The sequence below is a fragment of the Janthinobacterium sp. EB271-G4-7A genome (assembly GCF_020858075.1).
Lineage (GTDB): Bacteria > Pseudomonadota > Gammaproteobacteria > Burkholderiales > Burkholderiaceae_D > Janthinobacterium > Janthinobacterium lividum.
The window spans coordinates 1,977,701-2,003,057 of the sequence record NZ_JACYMI010000001.1 but is presented as its reverse complement, the minus strand read 5'-3'; the positions used below and the strand labels follow the sequence as shown (position 1 = coordinate 2,003,057).

Below are 25,357 nucleotides of genomic sequence, written 5' to 3'. Positions count from 1 at the left end.
CTAGCTTGCCGGGCGCAATGGCGCCTTCGGCAACGGGATGAATTCCGTCTCGCCCGGCACTTGTCCCATGCGCTGGGCGCTCCAGTCGTCGGCCGCCTGCGACAGGCGCTCCTTGCTCGACGAGACGAAGTTCCAGAACAGGAAGCGGTGGCCGTCCAGCGGCTCGCCGCCGATGACGACGAACTGCACCGGGCCGCCGCCTGCAGTCACCACGGGCGCGGCCCCAGCTTCCAGCAAGGCCATGGTGTGTGGCACCAGCGCCACGCCATCGACGAGCACTTCCCCGCTGATCGGATAAATCGCCGCCTCCGCCGGCAAGCCCTCCAGCCGCAACTCGCGCCCCGCCTGCAGCGCCACATCCAGGTACAGCGTCTGCATGTAGGTGCGCACGGGCGAGGTCTGGCCAAAGGCCGTGCCGATCAACACTTTCACCACGGCGCCATCGAGCGGCACGACGGGAATGTCGGCTTGCGGCGTGTGCGTGAAACTCGGTTCGTCCTCTTCATGCGCCTTCGGCAACGCGGCCCATAGCTGCAAGCCGTGCGTGCGGTGCGGCTGGCCGGCCAGGTCGGGCGGCGTGCGCTCCGAATGCACGATGCCGCGTCCGGCCGTCATCCAGTTGATGGCGCCCGGTTCGATGCGCTGGCAGGAACCGATGCTGTCGCGGTGGTCGATCGCGCCCTCGAACAGATAGGTGACGGTGGCCAGGCCGATGTGCGGATGGGGGCGCACGTCATGGTTGGCGTCGGGCGCCACGTCGATGGGGCCGAAATGGTCGAAGAAGATGAAGGGACCGACGGCCTGTTTTACTGCGGAGGGCAGCAGGCGCCGCACGACGAAGCCGCCGCCGAGGTCCTTTTCGTGGCTTTTCAGGATGGCCGCGCTCATGCCAGCACCGTCGTCACTTCGGTCGTCACGGCCGTCATCAATTTATGCAGCGGGCATTTGCCTGCCGCGGCCAGCAATTCCTCGCGCTGCGCATCCGTCAGCTCGCCCGTCAGGTGCAGGGTGGCGGCCAGGCGATAGACGCCCTTGCGCTCTTCGCTGGCATCGCGCTCGGTCGACACTTCCACGTGTTCCAGGGGGATGCCCTTGTGCTTGGCGTACCAGACGACGGTGAGCGCCTTGCAGGCCGACAGGGCCGCGTCGTACAGGTCGTGCGGCGAGGGGCCGGCATCGCCGCCCCCTTCGGCCACCGAGGCGTCGGCGGAAATGATGTGATCGCGCACGTGCACGATGTGGCGCATGGGTTGCGACTGATCGCGGATGGCTTTGATGGTCATGGCGTTCCTTGGTGCGTTTGGAAAGCCACAATTTACACCGTTTGCCCGCTTTGCGCAGCCTGCTGCCCTGCTACCTGGTCATTTGATACGGAACACGGCGTCGACCGTCTGCGCCATTTTGAGGCTGGTGACCATCAGCATGTCTTCGGGGTTCTGGCGCTGGCGGCTATTCGCGCGGTTGTAGCGGTCCGAAGGCACCAGGCCTACCGCATTGCCCAGGTTTTTCAGCTGGTCCGACGAGATGCCGGCCACGGCGCCCGCGCGCTTGCCGAAGCCGCGCGCCATGGCATCGGCCTTGCGCTGCGCATCCTTGACGGCTTCGCCCATCAGTTCCTCTTCCAGGCGGATGCGCTCCGTGGCGCCGAAGGTGACGGCAAACGCATCGAGGTTGGGCATGGCCAGCAGCGGACGCATGATGGCGGGCCATTTCGACAAATCCGCCACGTTGATATGCACGCTCGCCTTGATCTGGTACTGCGGGTTGGCCGGGTCCTGCTCGGCGCCCTTGCGGATTTCCTTGCGCACGTCGCGCACCTCGATGCCGGCCGCCGCCTCGGGCAAACCCTGCTCCACCAGCAGCGCCTTGATTTCCGCGATGCGCGCCGCTACCTGCGCGGTGGCCACGTCCGGCGCCGGGTCGAAGACACTGACGTCGAAATCGATCTCGCCCAGGTCCGGCGTGACGAAACTGTACGCCGTGCCCGTCGCGTGGATGAAGGGATAGGAGGGCAGATCGCCGGCCAGGGCGGCGAGAGGCAGGCAGGCAAACACGATGGACAGCAGGCGGCGTTTGAACACGGACACTCCGGCACGGTTAAGGTGCATGAAGTATCCGCCAAGATGAGCGATTTAACAACATGCTAATCGAGCGTGCGCGCCACCCTGAAGCCCACGATGTCGTTCGACAGCACGGTGGAAAAGCCGTTGCGCAAGGCCGAGCGCAGGTAGCGCGGGTGGTACAGCCAGGAGCCGCCGCGCAGGATGCGCCGGCTGCTGTCGCTGCCCTCTTCCCACGCGCTGCCGTCGACGGGCGCGCCTTCGTAATTGTCGTGCACCACGTCCTGCACCCATTCCCACACATTGCCATGCATGTCGAACAGGCCCCAGGAATTCGGCGCGAAAGTGCCCAGCGGCGTCGTGCCGCCCCGGTACACGCCGCGCGGGCCGCCGTTGTACACATACAGGCCGTCGTAGTTGGCTTGCTCGGTGCTGATCGTGTCGCCCACGTTGAAGGCCGTGCGCGTACCGGCGCGGCACGCGTATTCCCATTCCGCTTCGCTGGGCAAACGGTACTGGCGGCCCGTGCGCTCGCTCATCCACGCCAGGTACAGCTGCGCGTCATTCCAGCTCACGCCCACCACCGGGTGCTGGTCGTTCTGCACGAAGCCGGGATTGTCCCAGTCCGTTTCCGAACCGCCCGCCCAATCGGTCGCCTTGACGAAGGCGCGCCATTCGCCCACGCTGACGGGGTGGCGCGCCAGCGCGAACGGGCGCTCGATGCCGACCCAGTGCTGCGGTGTTTCGCGGTCCAGCCATGACTGCTGCGAACCGGCCTGCAAGGCCGCCTTGTGCTCCGTCTCGTGCGCGCCCATCTGGAAGCGGCCGCTGGGAATGAGCACCAGTTCCGGCCCCTGTCCCGCGCCATCGAGGAAATCATCGCGCAAGATGCCTTCGGCATTGGCCACCGGTTCAGCGTGTGCGGGCGCCGGCGCCGGCTCGCTCACCGCGGCGGCGGGTTGCGCCTGCGCCGCCGCAGCGCGGCTGGCCTCTTCCTTGCGCGCGCGCTCCTGCTCGGCGCGGTAGGCCGCCTCCGCCTTGGCGACGATGGCCTTGCGCTGTAATTCCTGGTGTTCCTGCAGGGCGGTGGCCGCGTCGGCTTCGCGGCGCGCGCGCAGCTGGCCGCGCAGCGCTTCCTTGCGCAGCTTGCGCGCCTCTTCCGCTTCGAAATGGCGCTGCGCCTCCTGCTCGCGGCGCAGTTTGTCCTGGCGCTGCTTTTCCAGCGCGGCCGCCTGGATTTCCGCCTTGCGGCGCTGATCCAGTTCTTCCTGGCGTATCCGGGCCCGCTTGATCTCTTCCTCGCGGGTCTGTTCGGCGGCCAGCGCGGCCTGCCGTTGTTGCTGCGCCTGCTGCGCCGCAAGCGCCTGCTGCTGGCGCGCCTGTTCCGCCAGTTCTTCGGGCGACGGCCCGGCGGCCCGCTCCAGCCCTTCCAGCAAGGCTTGCACGGATTGCGGCCGCAATTCCGCCGTCAAGGAAAAACCGTTCTGCAAGACTTGCCACTGTTGCGCGTTGAGCGCTTGCGGCGCCGACGGCAAGTGGCTGGCGCTGCGCGTGTCGTCGAACGGCATGCACCCTTCCAGCATCTGGTAAATCATCACAGCCACCGCATATACGTCCAGGCGCGGGCTGGGCTGACGCTGGTTGGCGCCGGCCTCGGGCGCCCGGTAGCCGTGCGTGCCCGCATTTGGCATGTCCAGCGCCAGGCTGCTGTCCGCATTGCGCACGCGCGACGCGATGCCGTAGTCGAGCAGCTTGACGTCGCCCTTCGCCGTCAGGAAGACATTGCCAGGCTTGATGTCGCGGTGCACCAGCTTGTGCTTTTCCCACGCATACGCCAGGGCGTCGGCCACCGGCTGCAGCAATTGCTGCACGGTCGACAGCGGCAGCGCGCCCTCGCGCGCCAGATAGTGCTCGAGGTCTTCGCCATCGAGGCATTCCATGATGATGAAATAGCTGGCCGTGGCCGGATCCTGCGCCCACTCGTAGACGCGCACGATGTTTTCATGCGCGAGTTTGCGCGCCTGCGTGGCTTCCTCGATCAGCAGTTTCGCATGCGTGGCGCTTTGCGTCAGCTGCGGCGGCAAGATCTTCAGCGCCACCATTTCGCTGCTGCCCAGCTCCGCGTGCGTGGCCAGGTCGGTGGCTTGCCACACCTGCCCCATGCCGCCCGTGCCGATCAGCCGTTCGAGCCGGTAGCGGCGGTTTTGCGGGCCGATTTCCTGGCCCGTCATAAAGCCCAGCTCCGTGCCCTGGCGCACCGGTAGCGGCGCGGGCGCAGGTGCGGCGCCGGGCGGCGCGTACTCGGCGTCGAGGATGGCGTTCTTGCGGCTTTCAAATTCCTGCTCGCTGAGCAGCCCGTCATCGTGGAGGGCGCGCAGTTCCCGCAGTTTGTCTCGTGCTTTTTGCATCATCTGGGGTGAAACGCTTCCATCAAGGCTGCAAGGCAACGCCGCAGGCGGCGCAGAATTTATCTTCCGGATGGCCCGCGCGCTGCGCATGGCCGTTCTTGCAGCGCAGCGACGCAGCGGCGCCCAGCCCGACACTTGGCTGCAGCGCCTGCGCCACGGCCACGCCCAGCTGCGCCTGCGCCGACAGGCCATGCGCATGCGCCGCATTCTGCAGGTTGATCAGGTCCAGCTGCTGGCGCCGTTCGCGTTCCGCCTGGCCTTCCAGATAGCTGCGCTCCTGCGTCACGCTGTCCTGCGCCATGCGCAGCGCGTCCAGCGGCGCGACGCTGTTCTCGGCCGCCGCCAGCGCCGCCAGCGCGTGGATCTGCTCGGCGCTCATGCCCGCCTGCAGCTGCACCTTCAGCACTTGCGCCAGCGCGGCCGCATTCTGCCCGGCGGCCATGGCCACCTTGCCCGTTTCGCTCAGCGAACCGATTTTCTCGATGCGGTCGATATCGATGCGCGCCAGTTCGGCCGCATGCGCCTGCTGCGCCAGCAGGGCTTCGTACTCGCCCTTCCAGCGCGCGTAATCGCTTTCGCGCTGCTGCGCCATGGCCAGCAGATCGCGCTGCCATTGCGCTTCCTGTTCCAGCTGGCGCAGCTGCTGGCGCTGTTCCTCGATGGCCAGCGCGTCGAGCTGTGCCAGCTGCGTTTGCTGCTGCAGCTGGCGCGCGTGCACGCCATCGGCCTCGATGGTGCGCAGCAGCTTTTCCTGCTGCGCGATGGCGTCTTCGCGGGCGCCGCCGCGCCGCAGCGCCGCCACCTTTTCCGCGATTTCAGCCGCCTGCACCTGGGCCGCTTCATCCTTGTGCGCCTCGGCGCGCAGCAGTTCGCGCTGGCGCGCCAGCTGCATCTGGTCTTCCCACTCCTGCACCCGCTCGGCCTCGCGCTTGCGCGCCGCGTTCGCCAGCATCAGGCCCTGCCAGGCGGCCTGGTGCTGTTCCGCTTCCAGCTGCGCCTCGCGCTGGGCCGCATCCGCTTCCGCCTGGCGCAGGCGCGCCAGCTGGGTGCGGCGGCCCGTCTCGTCGTCGATCAGCAGCGCGCTTTCCACTTGCTGCGCGATCGACTGCAAGTGGACTTGATGCGTAAAACGCTGCTGCGCCAGCTGGATCTGTTCGCGCCCATGCAGCTGCGACAGTTCCAGCTCGCTGCGCATCTTGATGGCGGCCAGCGCCCGCACGTGTTCCCAGTTGGCCGCTTCATCGGCGCGCTGCGCGCCCTTCTGCGCCAGCTCCTGTTCCAGTTCGCCCAGCGCCAGCGCGGCGCCATGGTCGAGCGCCTGGCGCCGCGATTTCGCTTCCAGGATGCGGCCATACAGGTCGATCTGGCGTCCGCGCAGCGCTTGCAGGCGCTCCGCTTCCTGGTGGTTCAGTTCCGCCTTTTCCACCGTCGCATCCTGCTGCAGCTCGGCGCGGCGGTGCGCATGGCGCGCCGCCAGTTCCTCGCGGCGGATGCGCTGCCACTCTTCCTCGTCATACAGCTGGTCGAGCTGCTTCATGCGTTCCAGGCTGTGCTGCTCCAGGTCCTGCGCCGGCAAGCCGCCCAGCCACAGGGTGCCGATGCTGGCGCCGGCGTCGCCTTCGCGCTTGTCGTGGCGTAGCGTCAGGGTTTCCACGCGCGCCACGGCCAGGCCGCTGGACGCCAGGCGCTGCGTCAGCGCCGATTGCAGGCGCTCGTTCAATTCCGGGCGCAGGTCGGCATTCGCCTCCATCTCGCGCAGCGCGCGGCTGCCGATGAATTCCAGCGCAATCTGGCGCACGGATGGCAGCAACAGGGCGTGCAGGTGGGCGCGCGTGACGGCGCCCGGTGCGCGCATGAACTGGCGCGCGAACGCATCGGGCTGGCCCAGCGCGATATCCACGCGCAGGGATGCGGCGACGTCCAGCCGCTCCGTGCTGGCCAGGCCGGGCAAGTCGAATTCCAGGCTGACGGCGTCGGCGCGCGCGATCAGCACTTCGGCCGGACGCGCCGGCAGCAGCGCGGGCAGGCGCGCAAAGAAGGCGGCGCTGTCATAGTCGCCGGCAGGTATCAAGGTGAAAGCGTCCGATTGCACGATCCAGGCGCGCGACTCGGCCGGCACCTGCAGGCGGCGCGCGGCGCTGCCGAACAGCGAAGACAGTTCGCGCACGCCAAAGAACAGTGCCAGTTGCCCATCAGCAAGATGCCATTGATTGGCATGCAGCACCGCGTCGCTGTCGGGTGCCCCAAGCGACAAGCCGCATTGCGCGCAATAGCCGGCGGCAGCGCCGTTCTTGTGCTCGCAGCGCGGGCAGCGGGCGCCGCCAAAACCAAACAATTGGAACATATGTGACTCCTGATGATATTTTTATCCATGCGACGGGGCCGCCATGCCGATTCTAGCAGGACAGCTGGCCCTGCACTTGCCGCGCGCGGCAGTGTGCAGCGTCAAATAATGCCACGCGGCAATTACATTCATATGCCCGGATACAGGGCAATTTAGGCCTCAATTCAAGCGGTCGGCTTGCCAGCCCCGCGCGCAGGCATTTCAGCGCCGTTTTTTTGCAGGCCATCCCGCCAAAACCACGGCTGGTCGCATCCACGTGGCGCAGAGGAGCGCGCATGGCTACAGTGCATGCATACCCACCCGCCACCCGAAAGGAAACATCATGAAAGCCTTGAAAAACATGGAAGCCATCTTCACCGTCGCCGTCGCCATCGCCTGCGGTGCCAGCTATGTCAGCTTCATGCAGCCATCGGCCGCCAAGGCTGCCGATGCGGCGCAAGCGAGCGCCATCCCCGTCGTGGTGGTCAGCGCCAAGCGCATGACGGAACAGGAAAAGAAAATCTCGCTGATCGAGGAAAGGCAAGCCTTGCTGGGCAACGCCACCGCCAGCACCCTGTGAGCCACCGATGCTGACACCACGCCGCCTGGCGCCCGCTTGATCACCGCCGCGCCAGGCCGCCATTTGCATCGCAAATGTATCCGCCACGGATACACGGACACACAGCATTGTGTCAATTGTAATAAGTTGAATCAAAGGCGAAAAACCGCCAGCAAGCGCCTATAGTCCATTTCACGCAATCACCGAAATGGAGTACACCATGAAACCCATCACACTCTACGCAGCAGCCATGCTTGCCATCAGCACCGCGGCGTTCCTGCCCGTGCAGGCCATGGCACAGAATCAGCTCGGCGTCAGCATTGTCGTCGGCAACGCCCCGCCTCCGCCACGGTTTGAAAGCGCACCCGCGCCGCGCGCCGGCTATGTCTGGGCACCCGGCTACTGGAACTGGGATGGCCAGCGCCATGTCTGGAACAACGGTGAATGGCTGCGCGAGCGCAGCGGCAACCAGTACCGCCGCGCCGCCTGGATACAAGAGAACAACCGCTGGCGCCTGGACCGTGGCGGCTGGGTCGCGGCGCAAGTGCAGCCCGTGCGCTATGACGACATCCGCATCGCCCCGCCGCCGCCGCGCCGCGAAGCCATCCCGCGCGCCCGCCACGGCTATACCTGGGCGCCAGGCCACTGGGAATGGCGCGGCCAGCGCTACGCCTGGACGCCAGGCGTATGGATCGCCGAACGCCCCGGCTACGTGTATGCGCCGCCCGCCTGGAACCAGCGCGATGGCCGCTGGCAGATGGAGCAAGGCCGCTGGTCGCCACGCGGCCCGAACGGTGACCGCGACCGCGACGGCATCCCCAACCGCTATGACCGCGACAATGGCAACCGCCATGACCGCGACCATGATGGCGTGCCGAACCGCGACGACCGGCGTCCGGATAACCCGAACCGCAGCTGATATGCGGCTGTAATTGGCACCAAGGCCACCGTTCGCGGTGGCCTTGTCATTTTCCCGACATATCCGTGTATTAGAATCGCGCGACGATCAATCACACTGCGCGAGAAAGATTCACGATGGCGATGGAAACTGCCGGTTTTACCTACGGCTCGGACACCTCGGGCCTGGTCTGGGGCTTCCTGTTTGGCCGCGACGGGCCACCGCTGGCGCTCGACTCGACGGCGGCACTGGCCTGGCTGGCCGATGGCGCGGCGCGTCCGGCGCAGGAATTCGTCTGGCTGCATTTCAATTTGTCGCATGCGGCCAGCGAAAAATGGCTGATGACGCATACGCAGCTGGCCGACGAATTCTATGAAACCCTGCACCAGGGGTCGCGCTCGACGCGCATCGAACAGGCGGAAAACACCCTGATCGCCGTGGTCAACGATGTGGTGCACAATTTCTCGTTCGAGGCATCCGATATTTCCACCATGTGGGCCAGCGTGGCGCAAAACCTCGTCATCACGGCGCGCCGCGCGCCGCTGCAGTCGATCGAGCGCCTGCGCCAGGCCGTCATCAAGAACCACGAGCCGATCCGCTCGTCGGTGGAGCTGCTGATTCATTTGCTGCGCGACCAGGCGGACGTGCTGGTCAACATCGTGCGCGACGCCGTGGCGCGGGTCGACGATATCGAGGATCACTTGCTGGCCGGACGCCTGGTGCCGAAACGCGAAGACCTGGGCGCCATGCGGCGCGTGCTGGTGCGGCTGCAGCGCCTGCTGGCGCCGGAACCGGCCGCCCTGTTCCGCCTGCTGCAACGCCCACCTGCGTGGGTGTCGGAGCTGGACAGCCTGGAACTGCGCCAGTCGACGGAGGAATTTTCCGTGGTGCTCAGCGATATGTCCTCGCTACAGGAACGCATCAAGCTGCTGCAGGAAGAGATCGCCGCCAGCGTCAACGAGGAAAACAGCCGCAGCCTGTTCGTGCTGACCATTGTCACCGTGCTGGCCTTGCCGATCAATATCATCGCCGGCATGCTGGGCATGAACGTGGGGGGAATTCCGCTGGCCCAGCACCCGCAGGGCTTCTGGATCATCGTTGCCATCATCGTCACGTTTACGGTCGTGGCTGGATGGCTGGTGGTGCGCGTGCAGCGAAACAGTTAATTCCCGTCCCGGCACGGCCTGGCAGGCGAACGGCAGGCGCCGTCCGCCATTACTGCTTACTGCGCTTAACGGTGGTATTCGCCAGCCCGTTCAGGCTGATAGACGATTTCCTCGATCTTGACCTTCACCACGCCGCCCGGCATGGGCCAGGCGATGCTGTCGCCGACGGACAAGCCCAGCAGCGCGCTGCCGACGGGTGCCAGCACGGAAATGCGGTCGGCCTGGCCTTCCACATCCTTCGGATACACGAGCGTCAGGCAGAATTCCTCCTTGTTTTCCACCGTGAAGCGCACGGTGGAATTCATCGTCACGACGGTCGGCGGAATCTCTTGCGGCTCGAGCACCTCGGCGCGGCCCAGCTCATCGAGCAAGGCGGCCTTGTCCGGCGACAGATTATTACCCAAGGCATACAACAACGCTTCCAGTCGTTCCAGGTCTTGTGACGACAAAATAATTTTTGGTTTTTTTTCCAAGATATCCTCACTATTGATCATTAGGGCGACGTCCGGTTTTACTGGCGGCAGCTTGCTTGGCCGCGGCAGACAAAACAAACAGCATCAGAACGTCCATCATCAGCGGATTATGGACGAAGTCGCGGAGCAAGGCCATAGCGTTCGCGCATTCTTCATTAAAATTTATTAAAATCAATGACTTGCAATCGTCCACACGGACAAGAAATTAATCCATGCCGGGATGGTCGCAGGTATTGAAGTTATTCTTGATGGTATTTTGTTTACCATCAGCATGTTTTTAAAGAAAAAAACCGGCGGGCAAAAAAAGGATTAAAATTCATCTGGAATTATTATTAGAAAGACACGTCCCGCCTTTTCCGTCCGTCTTGTCGCCTTGCCTGCTGCCACCGGCCTGCGGTATGGACACTAAATTGCCGCGCGCCCTGTACTTTCACGCTGCAAAATGACAATATGTCGGCCTTAACAACACGTTGAGAGTTCCGGCTCACTTCGGTTTTCATCAGACTGGAACGTAAAGTATGGCAGGGCGAGGCGGGATCACACGGGGCGGCGGCAAGCGGGGCCGGCAGGAGGGCGCGTCATGATGGCGCCATTGATGCTGCCGTCGGCGCAATTGCGCGGCGACCGGATTGCCCGCTTGAACTTGCTGGCCGCGGCGGCCATGCTGGCGATGGCCAGCCTGCTGCTGATCCTCTTCCAGTTGTTTTCCCTTCAAACATCCTTCCAGCGCACGCTGCGCATCCAGGCCGACATGCTGGCGCCTGCCGCCACCCAGGCCGTGCGCCAGGACAATCGACTTGCAGCGCAACAACTCCTCGCCTCCCTCGCCGCCGCCCCGCATGTCCGGCAAGCACTGCTCTACAGCCCCTATGGCGCGCCGTTTGCCAGCTACGCGCGCAGCGCCAGCGATGCCGCGCCCGCGGCGCCGCGCAACGGCCTGCACATCGATTACCTGGACGGCAGCGCCGCCATCCTGAAAACCTTGCCCGGCGGCGGCGCGCTGTACCTGCGCGCCAGCCTGGCGCCGCTGTACGCCAGCCTGGCGCAATTTGCCGCCTTCACCCTGCTCGTCTGCCTGTGCGCGTTCGGCCTGACGTTCCTGATGGTGCGCCGCACGCGCACGGCCGCCCAGCATGCGGAAAGCCATTTGCACTACCTGGCCCATGTCGACCCGGTCACGCAACTGCCGAACCGCCATGAATTCAACGATGCCCTGGCCTACGCGCTGGCGCGCGCCGACCGCCAGGACAGCAGCGTGGGCCTGCTGCTGCTGGACCTGGACAACTTCAAGATCGTCAACGATACGCTGGGCCACCACTGCGGCGACCAGCTGCTCAAGCTCGTCTCCGAGCGCCTGGTGGCCATCCTGCGCGGCACCGACATCATCTGCCGCATCGGCGGCGATGAATTCGTCGTCATCGTCGAACCGGCCGACGACGCCTCGGAAATGGCCAGCGTGGCGCGCAAGATCCTGGCCGTGCTGGCCGCGCCGTTCGACCTCGAAGGCCACCAGCTATATGTCAGCGCCAGCATCGGCGTGAGCCTGTATCCGTTCGATGCGCAGGACGTGGCCACCCTGACGCGCAATGCCGATACCGCCATGTACCACGCCAAGCACCAGGGCAAGAACCGCTACGCCGTGTTCAAGGCCGAAATGGAATTGCGCGCCCAGCGCCGCCTGCGCATGGAAGCGAACCTGCGCAAGGCTCTGCAGAACGAGGAACTGTATCTGCACTACCAGCCGCAGATCGACTTGCGCAGCGGGCGCATCGTCGGCGTGGAAGCGCTGATACGCTGGAACTGCCGCGACATGGGCCAGCTGAGCCCCGCCGAATTCATCCCCGTGGCCGAGGAAAGCGGCATCATCGTCGACCTGGGGCGCTGGGTGCTGCAAAGCGCCTGCCGCCAGGCGGCCCTGTGGTGCAAGGCAGGCCTGCTCGATTCGCTCGAGCACGTGGCCGTCAACCTGTCGGCCTGCCAGGCGCGCGACCCGGGCCTGATGGACGATATCCGCGCCATCCTGGATGAAACGCAGCTGCCGCATGGCTTGCTGGAGCTGGAAATCACGGAAGGCGTCCTGATGGACAACATCCACGCCAACGTGGAACTGATGCGGCGCCTGCAGGAAACGGGCATCCACCTGTCGATCGACGATTTCGGCACCGGCTATTCGTCGATGTCGTACCTGAAGCGCCTGCCCATCGACCAGCTGAAAATCGACCGCAGCTTCGTGCACGACCTGCCCGGCGAGGGAGAAGCCATCGTCACGGCCATCATCGCCATGGCGCACAGCCTGCACCTGAAGGTGGTGGCAGAAGGGGTGGAAACCTTGCGGCAGGTGGAGTTTCTGAGAAAAGCCGGCTGCGACAACGTGCAGGGCTTTTTCTTCGCGCGTCCGATGACGGCGGCGCAGTTGACGGCGCTGCTGCTGGAACGCCGCGACTGGAGTACGCGCACGATCCTGCCGGCTTGAGTTGCTGCCAACAAGGGTGTCGGATTACGCACGGCCTGGCCGCGCTAATCCGACCTACGCCATAAACGGGTAGGCCGGATTAGCGCATGGCGCGTCATCCGGCGCTACAAGACGTAGGTCGGGTTAGCGCAAAGCGCGTAACCCGACGCCGCCAATGCTACATCAGGCCAGCTTGGCCGAATGCTCGCGCGTGGCGTGGAATGTCAATTTCGGCCAGCGCTCTTCCGTCAGGCGCAGGTTCACGCCCGACGTGGCCAGGTAGGCCATGTTGCCGGCCGCATCGTAGGCCACGTTGTGGCCCAGCGCGTTTTCGAAATCCTGCAGGATGCGCTTGTCGTCGCAGCTGACCCAGCGGGCGCTGCTGATGCTGGTGCCTTCGAACACGGCGTCGACGCCATACTCGTTGAGCAAACGGCTGGCCACCACTTCGAACTGCAGCACGCCGACGGCGCCCAGTACCAGTTCGCCGCCCTGCACCGGCTTGAAGACCTGCACCGCGCCCTCTTCGCCCAGCTGCTGCAAGCCCTTGTGCAGCTGCTTGATCTTCAGCGGATTACGGATGCGCACGGAGCGGAAGAAGTCCGGCGCGAAGTACGGGATGCCCGTAAAGGTCAGCATCTCGCCTTCGGAAAAACTGTCGCCGATCTGCATGTTGCCGTGGTTCGGCAAGCCGATGATGTCGCCCGCGTACGCTTCTTCCACCTGTTCGCGCGAGGAGGCCATGAAGGTCACCACGTTCGACACCTTGATCTCGCGCCCCAGGCGCAAATGCTTGACCTTCATGCCGCGTTCGAAACGTCCCGAGCACACGCGCAAAAAGGCGATGCGGTCGCGGTGGGCAGGGTCCATGTTCGCCTGGATCTTGAAGACGAAACCGGTAAACGGCTGTTCGGACGGGGCCACCGAACGCACGGTCGCGTCGCGCTCGCGCGGCGCAGGCGCCCAGTCAACCAGCGCGGACAGGATCTCGCGCACGCCGAAGTTGTTGATGGCCGAACCGAAGAACACGGGGGTCTGCACGCCGGAGAGGAATTCCTCCAGGTTGAACGGATTCGACGCGCCGTGCACCAGTTCCACTTCCATGCGCAACTGGTCCATCTCCAGCGGGAACATCTCCTGCAGGCGCGGGTTGTCGATGCCCTTGATGATTTCAAAGGCGCCATCGGCCTTTTCTTCACCGGCCTTGAACAGCATGATCTCGTCGTTCAGCAGGTGGTACACGCCGCGGAAGTTCTTGCCCATGCCGATAGGCCAGGTGACGGGCGCGCACTGGATCTTCAGCACCGACTCGAGTTCGTCGAGCAGGTCCAGCGGATCGCGCGTCTCGCGGTCCATCTTGTTCATGAAGGTGACGATCGGCGTATTGCGCATGCGGCACACGGCCAGCAGCTTGATCGTCTGCGCTTCCACGCCCTTGGCCGCATCGATCACCATCAGCGCCGAGTCGACCGCCGTCAGCACGCGGTAGGTATCTTCCGAGAAGTCCTGGTGGCCCGGGGTGTCGAGCAGGTTGACGACGTGGTCGCGGAATTCGAACTGCATCACCGAGGAAGCGACGGAAATGCCGCGCTGCTTCTCGATCTCCATCCAGTCCGACGTCGCGTGGCGGCCCGATTTGCGTGCCTTGACGGTACCGGCCATCTGGATCGCGCCCGAGAACAGCAGCAGTTTTTCCGTCAGGGTGGTTTTACCCGCATCCGGGTGGGAAATGATGCCGAAGGTGCGGCGGCGCTGCACTTCGCGCGCGATCACGGCCGGCGCCTTGCTGCTCGCTGGCGCTGCGGCGATGTCCGCATTGTCGCTGGAATCGGGAGTGTTGATGTCGTTCTCGTTGGCCATATTGGTGACCATAATATGGCCCTCGCAAAAAACCCTCGATTTTACAGAAGGATCGGCCTTCCGTGTGAACTGCTTCACTCTGGCGAACGGCAAAATCGCCCACTTCATCAAGGGGTCACAATCCGCAGGCAACATTGCACTGCAGAAATGTTGCCACTCTTTCCTGGAAACCCGATGAAAATGCTCCTCACCCCCGCCATCCGACTCATGCAGCGCTTGCGCCTGCTGCCCAAATTCATGCTTGTCTGCCTGGTCTTCCTGCTGCCGCTGGCGCTGGCGACCACCCTGCTGATCTCGGAACTGGGCAAATCGCTGGCCCAGGCGCAGGATGCGCAGCGGGGCGTGGCCTATGTGCGCCAGCTGCAGGAAGGCACGCGGCTGCTGCAGCAGCGGCGCGGCCTCGAACATTTGCGCCTGAGCGGCAAGGCGGGGATGGACAACACGGCCCTGAATGCGCGCATCACGTCCACGCTGGCCGCCCTGGCGCGCTTGCCGGCGGGCGCAGGCCTGCCCCAGGCGGCCGAACTGACGAAGCAGTGGCAAGCCCTGTTGGGCCGCCAGGCGGGCCTTGCGGCGCGCGACAGCTACGCGGCGCACACGGCGCTGCTGCGCCAGGCGGCCAAACTGGGCCAGCTGGTAGCCGACCGTTCGCACCTGAGCCTGGATCCGGACGCGGGCGCCAACCACCTGAGCGCCGTTTTCACCGCCACCCTGCCCGACCTGGCCGAAAGCCTGTCGGACATCGCCGGGCGCGGCGCCGCCTATATCGACACGGGCCTGTTCGAGGCGAATGAAGATCAGTTGGTCAACGCCAACGCCCTGATCGCGCGCCACGAACTGGAACGCCTGCCGGCCCGCTTCGACGAAATCATCACTGCCAAGCCGGAACTGCGCGCCAGCCTGCAGCCAGCCCTGAAAGCCGTGCCGGCCGCGCTGGCCTTCCTCGAACGCACGAAGAATGAAGTGACGAATTCCTACGATCAGACCTCGGGCGCGCAATTCCATGCGGCCGGCATGCAGGCGATCGATGCCCTGCAGGCGCTGTCCGGCGCCTCGGCCGCCGCCCTGGACGGCTTGCTGGCGCAGCGCATCGCCCGCGACGAGGCGCGCCGCAGCCTGATCCTGGCGGCCATGCTGCTGGTGCTGCTGGCCGCCGCCTACCTGTGCGCAGGCTTCTATGCCGCCTTCGTGCGCGACGTGACGCAATTGCGCGTGGCCGTTGGCGCGGCGGCGGCGGGCGACCTGTCGCAGCGCATTACCTCGCAGGCGCACGATGAGATCGGCGACCTGGTGCGCGACTTCGGCGCCATGACGCACGGGCTGGCCACCCTGGTGCAGGAAATCCGCGGCGGCGCGGCCGTCATTGCCGCCGCCGGCGCCGATATCGCGCAGGGCAACGCGGCCCTGTCCGGCCATACGGCCACGCAAGCGGACGCGCTGGGCGCCACCGTCGATTCGATGCGCGAGCTGACGGCCACCGTGGGCCGCAACGAAGCCCATGTAGGACAGGGGCGCACCCTGGTGGCCTCGGCCGCCGAAGTGGCCCTGCGCGGCGGCGAGACCGTCAGCGCCGTGGTCGAGACCATGGCCTCGATCAAGGCCAGCTCGCACAAGATCGTCGACATCATCGGCGTCATCAACGGCATCGCCTTCCAGACGAACATCCTGGCCCTGAACGCGGCCGTCGAAGCGGCCCGCGCGGGCGAGCAGGGGCGCGGCTTTGCCGTCGTGGCCTCCGAAGTGCGCAGCCTGGCGCAGCGCTCCAGCGAGGCGGCGCAGCAGATCAAGCGCCTGATCGGCGATTCCGTCGCCACCGTGGATGCGGGCGGCGACCTGGTGAATGCGGCCGGCAGCACCATGCGCCAGGTCGTCGATGCCGTGCAGCAGGTGTCTGTCGTCATCGGGCGCATCAGCAGCGCCGGCGCCGAGCAGAATGGCGAGATCGCCCGCATCAACGGCGCGCTGGCGCAAATCGACGACATGACGCGCCAGAACGCGGGCCTGGTCGACGAGGCGCGCGCCGGCTCGCAGCGCCTGCACCAGGAAGGCGAAGCGCTGACGCAAGCCGTCAGCCGCTTCCGCCTGGGCGAACACGAGGCGCCAAACGTGCGCCAGACACCTGCCGCAACCGTGCGCGAGGGCTTGCCCAGCGTGCGTCCGGCCGGCCTGTGGAGCGCCAACAAGCCGCGCGTCATATCACAAAATCGCGCGGAACGGCGCAAGGCTAGCTAGTCAAAAGTGTGCGCGTAGGACAAGGACTACAATTTCGCCTCAATGGAGACTACAAAGTGGCGACTGCTAATCTTATGTTCGCCACTTACATAAGCTTTTAAAGTAGCTACATCGCGATCTGCACCGCGCGGTCGACAAAAACGCCGTTACTACATGAGTACGGCAGTTTTTTTTGACCAGCAACGCGGCAGTCGCACTCCGATGTAAAAAGCCTGTGAGGAATACTATGAGCCATACTCAACTTATCGCCCCGGTCCAGAAGAACCAGTTGCTGCCGCGCGCCATGCCGGCGGCCGGTCGGGAAATCAAGCTTGCGTCGCGGGTTAGCCTCAGCAGTGCCCAACAGAATGAATTGCTGGCCGCCCTGCCGCGCGCCGCGCTCGAATCGCTGTTCGAAGACCTGGAACTGGTGGAACTGCCTTTCGGCAAAGAACTGTATGCCTACGGTAACAACCTGGAATACAGCTACTTCCCTACCACCGCCATCATTTCCTTGCTGTATGTAATGGAAGACGGCGCCACGACGGAAATCGCCGTTGTCGGCCATGAAGGCGTGGCCGGTGCCTCGTTGCTGGCAGGCGAGCGCGCCATGTGCACGGCTGTCGTGCAAAGTGCCGGCTACGGCTACCGCCTGAAAACGCAAAGCTTGCGCGATGCCTTCAATCAAGGCGGCGCCCTGCCCCAGTTGCTGATGCGCTACACCAACGCCCTGTTTGCGCAAATGGCGCAGAACGCCGTCGGCGGCCGCCACAGCTCGATCGAGCAAAAGCTGTGCCGCTGGCTGCTGGACCGCCTGGACCGTTCGCCATCGAATGAATTGAAAGTCACGCAAGAGCTGATCTCCATCATGCTGGGCGTGCGCCGCGAAAGCATCACGGCCGCCGCCGGCAAGCTGCAGGAAGAAGGCTTGATCCACTATCGCCGCGGCAATATCACGGTGCTGGACCGCGCCGGCCTGGAATGCTATGCGGGCGAGTGCTACAAAGTGGCCAAGACGGAATACGACCGTTTGCTGCGCGACGTATCGCGCTGCTGATCAGGCAAGATAAAAAAATGGCCGGGCTTGCATGCCCGGCCATTTTTTTGCCGCAACCTCAACCTCAACTACGCTTCGGCATCCGCATCGATGTCTTCCGGCTCCGGCGTCAGCGGCAGGGGAATCACGGCTTCCACACAGGTCCCCTTGCCTTCCGGCCCCTGGCGTACGGTGAGGGTGCCGCCCAGCAACAAAGCCCGTTCGCGCATGCCCAGCAAGCCGTGCGACATGGGTTTTTGCAAAGCATCTTCCGTGATGCCGATGCCATCGTCGATCACGCGCAGCACCAGGCCATGCTCGTTGCGTTTCAATGTCACGCTGACCATGCCGGCGCGCGCATATTTCAGGATGTTCGTCAGCGATTCCTGCACGATGCGGAACAGGGCAATCGTCAGGGTGGCTTCGCGGTTGTCGATATTGATGGCCACGTCCGTTTCACAGCGCACGGAACTCATGCGCGTAAAATCCTCGCAATAGCTTTCGATGGCGGCGCACAGGCCCAGATTGTCCAGCAGGCTCGGGCGCAAATCCTCGACGATGCGGCGCTTCAGTTCCACCGTTTCCAGCAAGGTTGCCTTGGCGCGCCGTAATTGCGCGGCCAGTTCCGGCTGCGCGTGCGCCAGTTGCTGCGTAACGGCGCCCAGGTCCATGCTGATCGAGGTCAAGTTGGCGCCCAGCTCATCATGCAATTCGCGCGCCAGGCGCGCCTTTTCCACTTCGTTGACGCTGATCAAATGGCGCGACAGCACGGATAGCTGCTCCGTGCGCTTGCTGACCGTCGATTCCAGATTGTCGTTGGCATTTTGCAATGCATACTCGACGGCCGCGCGGTTCTGGAAGCTGCGCCGCACCAGCTGGTAAAACATGATCAGCACGAGGATGGCCAGGGCATTGATGCCGATGCCGAGCAGCACGGCTTTCTGGTACTCATGGTAAAACGCGGCGCTGCCGGACGACAGCGCTTCATTCTGCTCGCGCGTCATGATCACCACCTGCAGGCGGATCTCGTCCATGGTGGCGCGGTCATCGGTCACGCGGGAAATGTTGACGATCTCGGCCAACCCGCCCTGCCTGTAGACCTCGATCGACTCTTGCAGCATCGACATCTTGCGGCGGATCAAGCTTTTCAGCTGGCCCAGGTTTTTCAGCTGGGTGGGACTGCCCGCGAGCAAAGTCTGCAGCTCGTTGAATTCGTTTTCAATTTCGGTGGTAGCCGTCTTCGACGGTCCCAGATAGGTTTCGGAGCCGGAAATGAAATAGCCGCGCAAGCTGCTTTCCGCATCAAGCACGAGCACGTTCAAATATTGCAGGCGATCCGCCACGCGGGCGCTCTGGCTGAGCAAGGCGTTCGTGCCCTTCAGCGACTGCAGGTTATGAAAGAGACTGAAACCATTAAGTACAAGCAACAAGGCGCACGTCACGCACAGGATCGTCTTGTACAGGGGCAGGCGGTGATTCGGGGCCGGTTCAGCGGTGAAATACATCCTGATGTGCATCCTTAGCAAGGTTCGGCGCGGGAGAGAGCGCCGGCGCCGGCCAATTATAGTCCTCGCCACAAACTGCTGCACTGCACAAGTCGTGCTGGCCAGCTGGCTGAGCGATCATGTTTCCATGATCGCACCGCAGCGCTAGTCAAGCAAATTGTTTTTCATTGCGTAATAGGTCAAGTCGCTGTTCGATTGCAAGCCCATTTTTTCCATGATGCGCGTGCGGTAGGTACTCACCGTCTTTATGCTCAGCGACAAGGCGACACCGATATCGGACACGGTGGCGCCGCGCGCCAGGCGCAGGAAGACCTGGAACTCGCGATCCGACAATTCCGTATGCAGGGCGGCATTCGTGTCGCGGTCGAACGATTGCGCCAGCAATTCACCGACGGTGGAGCTGACGTAGCGGCGTCCCTGGAAAACGGTGCGCACGGCCGTCATCAGCTCGTCGGCTTCGCACTCCTTGTTCAGATAGCCATTCGCGCCCATCTTGAACAGGTTCAGCGCGTATTGCTGCGCGGGATAGCCGCTGAGGATCAGCACGGGCAATTCCGGCTGGCCCTGGCGGATCGTGCGCAAGGTATCGATGCCGCTCTGATCGGGCATGGCTATATCGAGCAACAATACATCGCAAATTTCGCGGCGGGCGATATCGAGGGCTTCACGCCCCGTACCGGCTTCCGCCACCACACTGAAATCGCTTGACGACGAAAAAATCTGTTTGAATCCAGCTCGTACTATTTGGTGATCATCACAAATGGCAACGCGTATCATTGTTTCCCCTTAAATTTTCCTGGCCTGGGAAAGACTACCGGAACCTGAACGCTGCTCCGGCTTAGCGTCACTAACAAAAACGCAACATTAACATTATATTCAAAATATGGCGCGCCGTACGGTAGCGTCAACGCCAAGACGGAGCGCCCATGCAGTATAGTCAACTTAGTCAACTGCTACCGGACAACCCCACCTATATTGGTACAAATCTTATTTTAGCAAGTTTAAAATCGCAATTAATTCATTGCGTATCCACACGCGGTCCAGCGGCGCTTCCTGCGGCACAACGGGCATGGCCGGCAGCACTGGCAACTCGTCAAGGATGGCATGCGATGCGCCACGGCTGTCGAGCTTGTTTCGCGCGCCGCTGATGGTAAAGCCCTGCTCGTACAGCAATTCGCGGATGCGGCGTATCAGCAGCACCTCATGGTGCTGATAATAACGGCGGTTGCCACGTCGTTTGACCGGCTTGAGCTGGGAAAACTCCTGCTCCCAGTAGCGCAACACGTGCGGTTTGACGCCGCACAATTCGCTCACTTCGCCGATCGTGAAATAGCGTTTCGCCGGAATGGGCGGCAAGGCGATCAACTCGGTTTTACTGATGCGCTCGTTCATCGCCACTCACTCAGGCAGCACGTGCCAGCGGACTGGTCTCTTCGACCATGCTTTTCAGCTTCTGGCTCGCATGAAAGGTCACGACACGGCGCGCCGTGATGGGAATCTCTTCGCCCGTCTTCGGATTGCGGCCGGGCCGCTGCGGCTTGTCGCGCAACTGGAAATTGCCGAAACCGGACAGCTTGACGGCCTCGCCACGCTCGAGCGCGTTGCGGATCTCGTCGAAAAAGGTCTCGACCATATCCTTCGCTTCGCGCTTGTTCAGGCCCACTTGCTCGAACAACAGTTCGGCCAGTTCCGCCTTGGTCAAGGTGGGTAAATCTTTTTCCGCTTCCTGGCGCACTTTGGCAACCAGCATGGCCCGATGCAAATCGGCGGCCAGTGCGGATTGCAGTACGGCGGAATCAACGTCGCTGTTATTAATTTTCCTGCCCTGCCTTTTCTGTGCGCCCGAGCCCGCCACATGGCAAGCTCGTCTACGGTTGACGACGGAAAGGCCGTCACGCAAGGCGACGGCCGTCCGGTAATTACGAACGCAGTTTCGCGTCGTGGCCCTGCTTGGCCGCATCGATCAGGACAGCCATCAGGCCGTCGACGACATCGTCTTGCAGGGTGTTTTGAGTATCTTGCAAGCTAATCCGGAAAGCAAGGCTTTTTTCATCCACTTCCAGCCCTTTTCCACGATATTCATCAAATAAAACAATGGCTTGCACGATACGCGCTGCCGGGCTCGACTTGGCGGCGGCATGGAAGCTGTCGAGCAGATCCTGCACGGCCACCGATTGCTTGACGACCACGGCCAAGTCGCGGCTGACGCCAGGGAATTTCGAGATTTCCTGGTACGCCGGCACGACTCGTTGCGTCAAGGCAGCGGCGTCGACTTCGAACAGCACGGGCGCCAGCAGCAAGTCGTACTTTTGCATCCAGCGCGGGTGCAATTCGCCGATGAAACCGATGACCTTGCCATCGAGCTCCACATTGGCCGAACGGCCCGGATGCAGGGCCGGATGTTCCGCCTTGGTGAAACGCAGGACCAGCGGTGCAAACAGCGCTTCCAGGTCCGCCTTCACGTCGAAGAAGTCGACCGTGCGCGCAGCCTGGCCCCACTGCTCGTCGGCAACCGCGCCGTAGGCCATGGCCGCCACGCGCTTCGGCTGGGCGTAGCCAGCCACCGACAAGGGGCCGTTTTCCACGCTGTCGTCGCGCTGGTAGATCGCGCCCACTTCGAAGATGCGCACGCGGTTCGTCTTGCGGTTCAGGTTGTAGCGCACATTGGCGATCAGGCTGCCGATCAGCGAGGAACGCATCACGCTCATCTGGCTGGCGATCGGGTTCTGCAATTTGATCGGGTTCGTGTTGCCCGAGAAATCGCGTTCCCATGCCGTATCGACAAAGCTCATGTTAACCACTTCCTGGAAGCCCAGGTCGGCCAACTCATGACGTACCGCAAACAGCGAGCGGGTATTTTCTGGTGCAATCTGCATCACGTTCGCGGCCACGGGCGGCAAGGTCGGGATGTTTTCAAAGCCGTACACGCGCGCCACTTCCTCGATCAGGTCTTCCTCGATCTCGATGTCGAAACGGTAGCTGGGCGACGTCACGGAAAACACGCCGTCCGCCAGGGTGTATGGCAGGGCCAGGCGCGTGAAGATATCGGCGATCAGCTCATCGTTGAGCGGCACGCCGATGACTTTTTGCGCGCGCGCCGTGCGCATCGACACGGGCTGGCGCTGCGGCAGGTTCACCACGTGGTCGTCGACAGGACCGACGGTCGTGGCCGGCGTGCCGCAGATTTCCACGATCAGGGCCGTGATGCGCTCGATGTGCTCGACGGTGGTGGCGAAATCGACGCCGCGCTCGAAGCGGTGTGCCGCATCGGTCGAGAAATTCAAGCGGCGCGCGCGGCCTTGAATGGCGTTCGGCCACCAGAATGCCGCTTCCAGGTAGATGCTGTCCGTATCGTCCGACACCGAGCTGGCGTCGCCGCCCATGATGCCGGCCAGCGATTCGATTTCCTGCTCATCGGCAATGACGCCGATCCACTCGTCGACGGCGATGGTATTGCCATTCAACAGCTTGACGGATTCGCCCTTCTTGCCCCAACGCACGTCGAGGCTGCCGTGGATCTTTGCCAGGTCAAACACGTGGCTGGGACGGCCCAACTCCAGCATGACATAGTTGGAAATGTCGACCAGGGCCGACAGCGGACGCTGGCCGCTGCGCTCGAGGCGCTGCTTCATCCAGTCCGGCGTGGCTGCCTTTGCGTTCAAGCCGCGGATGACGCGGCCCGTGAAACGGCCGCACAGGTCTGGCGCGCTGACTTTCACGGGCAGGATTTCGTCGCTGGAAACTGGCACGGTGCGGAACTGCGGCGCATTCAGGGGCACGCCCGTCAAGGCCGACACTTCGCGCGCCACGCCCAGCACGGACAGGCAGTCCGCCTTGTTAGGCGTCAACTTGATGGTGAATTTCAAGTCGTTGAGCGCAAAGTAATCGCGGAAATTCTGGCCGATCGGCGCGTCGTCCGGCAATTCCATCAAGCCGGCGTTTTCTTCCGACAATTTCAATTCGCGCGCGGAGCACAGCATGCCTTGCGACTCGACGCCGCGCAGCTGGCCCACCTTGATTTCAAACGGCTTGCCATCGGCGCCAGGCGGCAGCACGGCGCCCGCCATCGCGCACACGACTTTCAAGCCCGGGCGCACGTTCGGCGCGCCACAGACGATGTTGAGCATGGTGCCCGTGCCGACATCGACCTGGCACACATTCAGACGGTCCGCATTCGGATGTTTTTCCATCTCCAGGACCAGGCCTACCACCACGTTCGAAAACGGAGGGGCGACAGGATCGACGTCCTCGACTTCGAGACCGGACATGGTCAGCAGATGGGCCAGTTCGTCCGAAGTCATCTTCGGATCGACCATGGTACGGAGCCAGTTTTCGGAAAATTGCATAATCAAGCCTTCAAAGGGTCAAAGCTCACAGCGCGAGCGCACAGGCGCTCAAGCGCAATGAATCAAACGGAACAACGCTTAGTTGAATTGCTTCAGGAACCTTAAATCGCCTTCATAGAACAGGCGCAGGTCGTTGATGCCGTAACGCAGCATCGTCAAGCGTTCCAGGCCGGAGCCGAAAGCAAAACCGATGAATTTCTCGGGATCGAGGCCAAAGTTCTTCACCACGGTCGGATGCACCTGGCCGGCGCCCGACACTTCCAGCCAACGGCCTTTCAATGGACCGGAGCCAAAGGCGATGTCGATCTCGGCCGACGGTTCCGTGAACGGGAAGTACGATGGACGGAAGCGCACCTGCAAATCGTCCGTCTCGAAGAACGCCTTGACGAAATTCAGGTACACGCCCTTCAGGTCGGCAAAGCTGATGTCTTCGGCGATCCACAGGCCTTCGACCTGGTGGAACATCGGCGAATGGGTGGCGTCGCTGTCGACGCGGTAGGTGCGGCCTGGCGCAATGACCTTGATCGGCGGCGTGTGCGTGCGCGCATAGCGCACCTGCATCGGGCTCGTGTGCGTGCGCAGCAGCAAGGGCTTGCCATCGGTATCGTTGCCGTCGATGTAGAACGTGTCTTGCATGGAACGGGCCGGGTGGTTTTCCGGGCTGTTGAGCGCCGTGAAGTTGGTCCAGTCGTTCTCGATTTCGGGGCCGTCGGCCACGTCGAAGCCGATCGAGCGGAAGATTTCCTCGACCCGCTCCCACGTGCGCATCACGGGATGGATGCCGCCGGGCATGCGGCCACGGCCTGGCAAGGTCACGTCGATCGCTTCGGCGTTCAGACGGCCTTGCATCTGTGCATCGGCCAGTGCGTCACGGCGCGCCGTCAGCGCGTCCTCGATCTGCACTTTGACGGCGTTGATCAGGGCGCCTTGCGCCTTGCGCGCGTCCGGGTCCAGCTTGCCCAGGCCCTTCATCATTTCAGTAATCTGGCCAGTCTTGCCCAGGTAGCGGGCTTTGGCGTTTTCAAGTGCGGCAGCGTCTGCGGCGGCGATAAAGTCAGCCTGGGCCGAGACGACGAGTTCTTCTAGGGAGTTCATGCGGCATTTCCTGTTTTGGACATCAATTCTGGACTCGCTTATCTAAAGTCCAACAATCAAAAACGGAAACGGGGCATAAGGTTCACACCCCTGCCCCGCTCTTTATGACAACCGACCTAATCTGCTGCGCGTCGTGATTTACGGTGTGCGATGCTCACCGTACCTTCGTACGGTTGCGCTTCTCGACCGCAACTCCCTTCCGCTCGCGACGATTTTGTCGGTCGCCGTTCTAACGTCACCCTACGGATGACGTTGTGCAATGACCGATGCTTACGCAGCGATTTTTGCTTTAACTGCGTTGACAATCGCAGCGAATGCTGGCTTGTCCATCACAGCCATATCGGCCAGGACTTTACGGTCCAGTTCGATATTTGCTTTTTTCAAGCCGTTCATGAATACGCTGTACGTTACGCCATGCTCACGGGAAGCGGCGTTGATACGGGCGATCCACAGGCGGCGGAAAACGCGTTTCTTGTTGCGGCGATCGCGGTAAGCGTATTGGCCAGCGCGCATAACTGCTTGCTTGGCAACACGGTATACACGGCTGCGGCGACCACGGTAGCCTTTAGCTTGAACAAGAATCTTTTTATGACGGGCACGAGCTGTAACCCCACGTTTTACTCTAGGCATAGTAACTCCTTAAATTGAGTGTGAGATTAAGCAGTCGGCATCATGCGCATGACGGATGTGACATCCGATGCGTTGATGTTACGGGTACCGCGCAACTGACGTTTGTTTTTGGTGGTTTTCTTGGTCAGGATGTGGCGTTTGAACGCGTGACCCGACTTGACTGTTCCACCTGGACGCACGCGAAAACGTTTTTTCGCGGAGCTTTTGGTCTTCATTTTAGGCATAGCAATCTGTCCTCTTACGGACAGCTCCATTTATAACAGGATTGCAGGTGGCAACACGACGCTGCGCTTAGATGCCTGCTTTCACATGTTGTGCAGCGGATGCGAGTCCAC

General features: G+C 63.0%; 21 protein-coding genes. 6 read left to right on the top strand and 15 right to left on the bottom strand.

All coding sequences use genetic code 11. The features are described from left to right. The 5 genes from IGS58_RS09115 to IGS58_RS09095 all read right to left on the bottom strand — a co-directional run bounded on the left by IGS58_RS09115 (position 1) and on the right by IGS58_RS09095 (position 6,812). Positions 1-888 (bottom strand): pirin family protein, encoded by an 888-nt coding sequence (locus IGS58_RS09115; RefSeq protein ID WP_070258114.1) that lies wholly within the window; start codon positions 886-888, stop codon positions 1-3. Beyond that, on the bottom strand, positions 885-1,283 hold the full coding sequence (locus tag IGS58_RS09110; RefSeq protein ID WP_034783198.1) for an OsmC family protein: 399 nt from the start codon (positions 1,281-1,283) through the stop codon (positions 885-887). The genes IGS58_RS09115 and IGS58_RS09110 overlap by 4 nt, the downstream gene beginning before the upstream one ends. 78 nt (positions 1,284-1,361) lie before the next feature. Next, a complete protein-coding gene (locus IGS58_RS09105; RefSeq protein WP_070280346.1) occupies positions 1,362-2,108 on the bottom strand; it encodes an SIMPL domain-containing protein in 747 nt (248 codons plus the stop codon). A 35-nt stretch (positions 2,109-2,143) separates the two neighbouring features. Further along, positions 2,144-4,471: an SUMF1/EgtB/PvdO family nonheme iron enzyme gene (locus IGS58_RS09100; protein ID WP_230521147.1), complete on the bottom strand. Its 2,328-nt coding sequence runs from the start codon at positions 4,469-4,471 to the stop codon at positions 2,144-2,146. Positions 4,472-4,490: 19 nt separating this feature from the next. Next, the gene (locus IGS58_RS09095; RefSeq protein ID WP_230521146.1) at positions 4,491-6,812 is read right to left on the bottom strand and encodes a hypothetical protein; all 2,322 of its coding nucleotides are present in this window, start codon (positions 6,810-6,812) and stop codon (positions 4,491-4,493) included. 322 nt (positions 6,813-7,134) lie between these two features. Between IGS58_RS09095 and IGS58_RS09090 the strand changes: the two genes are divergently transcribed. From IGS58_RS09090 to IGS58_RS09080, 3 genes are all read left to right on the top strand, one after another. After that, the gene (locus IGS58_RS09090; protein WP_070258104.1) at positions 7,135-7,371 is read left to right on the top strand and encodes a hypothetical protein; all 237 of its coding nucleotides are present in this window, start codon (positions 7,135-7,137) and stop codon (positions 7,369-7,371) included. Positions 7,372-7,570: 199 nt separating this feature from the next. Continuing rightward, positions 7,571-8,269: a YXWGXW repeat-containing protein gene (locus tag IGS58_RS29155; RefSeq protein WP_306532424.1), complete on the top strand. Its 699-nt coding sequence runs from the start codon at positions 7,571-7,573 to the stop codon at positions 8,267-8,269. A 116-nt stretch (positions 8,270-8,385) separates the two neighbouring features. Continuing rightward, entirely contained in the window at positions 8,386-9,414 is a 1,029-nt protein-coding gene (locus IGS58_RS09080) for a transporter (RefSeq protein ID WP_170846295.1), read from the top strand. A 65-nt stretch (positions 9,415-9,479) separates the two neighbouring features. On the opposite strand, the gene rnk is transcribed toward IGS58_RS09080, so the two are convergent. Continuing rightward, the gene (gene rnk / locus IGS58_RS09075) at positions 9,480-9,887 is read right to left on the bottom strand and encodes a nucleoside diphosphate kinase regulator (protein ID WP_162835757.1); all 408 of its coding nucleotides are present in this window, start codon (positions 9,885-9,887) and stop codon (positions 9,480-9,482) included. A 580-nt stretch (positions 9,888-10,467) separates the two neighbouring features. Here rnk and IGS58_RS09070 point away from each other — a divergent pair. After that, on the top strand, positions 10,468-12,360 hold the full coding sequence (locus IGS58_RS09070) for a putative bifunctional diguanylate cyclase/phosphodiesterase (RefSeq protein WP_230521145.1): 1,893 nt from the start codon (positions 10,468-10,470) through the stop codon (positions 12,358-12,360). 162 nt (positions 12,361-12,522) lie between these two features. Here the strand turns inward: IGS58_RS09070 and IGS58_RS09065 are convergent, their stop codons facing one another. Then, positions 12,523-14,199 carry a peptide chain release factor 3 gene (locus tag IGS58_RS09065; protein ID WP_070258162.1) on the bottom strand — a complete coding sequence of 559 codons (1,677 nt, stop codon included), beginning with the start codon at positions 14,197-14,199 and terminating at the stop codon, positions 12,523-12,525. Between the two features lie 174 nt (positions 14,200-14,373). Between IGS58_RS09065 and IGS58_RS09060 the strand changes: the two genes are divergently transcribed. Then, on the top strand, positions 14,374-16,431 hold the full coding sequence (locus tag IGS58_RS09060; RefSeq protein ID WP_230521144.1) for a methyl-accepting chemotaxis protein: 2,058 nt from the start codon (positions 14,374-14,376) through the stop codon (positions 16,429-16,431). Between the two features lie 226 nt (positions 16,432-16,657). Further along, positions 16,658-17,467, top strand: coding sequence for a Crp/Fnr family transcriptional regulator (locus IGS58_RS09055; protein ID WP_034783188.1), 810 nt, complete (start codon positions 16,658-16,660; stop codon positions 17,465-17,467). 68 nt (positions 17,468-17,535) lie between these two features. On the opposite strand, the gene IGS58_RS09050 is transcribed toward IGS58_RS09055, so the two are convergent. The 8 genes from IGS58_RS09050 to rpmI form a co-directional block, all read right to left on the bottom strand. Then, positions 17,536-18,951, bottom strand: coding sequence for a sensor histidine kinase (locus tag IGS58_RS09050; RefSeq protein WP_151096331.1), 1,416 nt, complete (start codon positions 18,949-18,951; stop codon positions 17,536-17,538). Positions 18,952-19,095: 144 nt separating this feature from the next. Beyond that, entirely contained in the window at positions 19,096-19,728 is a 633-nt protein-coding gene (locus IGS58_RS09045) for a response regulator (RefSeq protein WP_034783185.1), read from the bottom strand. A gap of 210 nt (positions 19,729-19,938) precedes the next feature. Next, a complete protein-coding gene (locus IGS58_RS09040) occupies positions 19,939-20,343 on the bottom strand; it encodes a MerR family transcriptional regulator (protein ID WP_034783182.1) in 405 nt (134 codons plus the stop codon). A 10-nt stretch (positions 20,344-20,353) separates the two neighbouring features. Next, positions 20,354-20,701, bottom strand: coding sequence for an integration host factor subunit alpha (locus IGS58_RS09035; protein WP_010399205.1), 348 nt, complete (start codon positions 20,699-20,701; stop codon positions 20,354-20,356). A 169-nt stretch (positions 20,702-20,870) separates the two neighbouring features. Next, complete coding sequence (gene pheT, locus IGS58_RS09030) at positions 20,871-23,297, bottom strand: phenylalanine--tRNA ligase subunit beta (protein WP_230521143.1); 2,427 nt, start codon at positions 23,295-23,297, stop codon at positions 20,871-20,873. Positions 23,298-23,375: 78 nt separating this feature from the next. Further along, positions 23,376-24,392, bottom strand: a complete 1,017-nt coding sequence (gene pheS, locus IGS58_RS09025; protein ID WP_034751917.1) for a phenylalanine--tRNA ligase subunit alpha — start codon at positions 24,390-24,392, stop codon at positions 23,376-23,378. 270 nt (positions 24,393-24,662) lie between these two features. After that, complete coding sequence (gene rplT, locus IGS58_RS09020) at positions 24,663-25,022, bottom strand: 50S ribosomal protein L20 (protein WP_010399214.1); 360 nt, start codon at positions 25,020-25,022, stop codon at positions 24,663-24,665. Between the two features lie 26 nt (positions 25,023-25,048). Then, complete coding sequence (rpmI, locus tag IGS58_RS09015; RefSeq protein WP_038493025.1) at positions 25,049-25,246, bottom strand: 50S ribosomal protein L35; 198 nt, start codon at positions 25,244-25,246, stop codon at positions 25,049-25,051. Between the last annotated feature and the right edge of the window lie 111 nt (positions 25,247-25,357).